Source organism: Clostridium sp. HV4-5-A1G (assembly GCF_900184915.1).
In the GTDB taxonomy this organism is placed as follows: Bacteria; Bacillota; Clostridia; order Clostridiales; family Clostridiaceae; genus Clostridium_B; species Clostridium_B aromativorans.
Genome location: NZ_FXYI02000382.1, coordinates 1 through 589, shown reverse-complemented (window position 1 = coordinate 589; position 589 = coordinate 1). Strand labels below are relative to the sequence as shown.

Sequence of the window (589 nt, the reverse complement as noted above, 5' to 3'; positions counted from 1 at the left end):
CTCGTTACTGCCAATTTTCTATTACTTAGTTATAAATCTTACCTTAAATGTTTTTTTAACTTCAATCTTAGTTATAATTTGCTTTACTACAAAGGTTATTTCTAACCTTAGCTCTAAAATTGCCATTAGCTTCCTACAGCTGCGTCAAATGCCTCACTGCGGTGCTCATTTACACTAAGTAAACTCCGCTCCTCCTTTGGCCTTTTCCTTGCTGTACTCGCTGCTGCCAATTTTAGCTTTAAAATTGCCACTAACTTCGTATAAATATACTCGTTACTGCCAACTCTATTATATTTACTGTGCAATTTTCAAAGAACAAATTTCTTTCAATTCGCAGTGCTCAATTCACAATTGATGTTCTCACTGTAAAACTAAAATAAAATTTAACTATCAATTGTGAAATGTTAATTAGGCATTTTACAATTGATTAATGGTGGGCTTAAATGGACTCGAACCATCGACCTCACGCTTATCAGGCGTGCGCTCTAACCAGCTGAGCTATAAGCCCTCAATGGTGGAGATAAAGAGATTCGAACTCTTGACCCTCTGCGTGCAAGGCAGATGCTCTCCCAGCTGAGCTATACCCCCA

At 37.9% G+C, this 589-nt stretch carries 2 tRNA genes; both read right to left on the bottom strand.

The annotated features are described in order from the left end of the window. Positions 1–431: 431 nt before the first annotated feature. Positions 432–508: transfer RNA gene (locus J5G60_RS18650), tRNA-Ile, on the bottom strand. A gap of 4 nt (positions 509–512) precedes the next feature. After that, positions 513–588 (bottom strand) — tRNA-Ala (locus J5G60_RS18645). Position 589 lies beyond the last annotated feature (1 nt).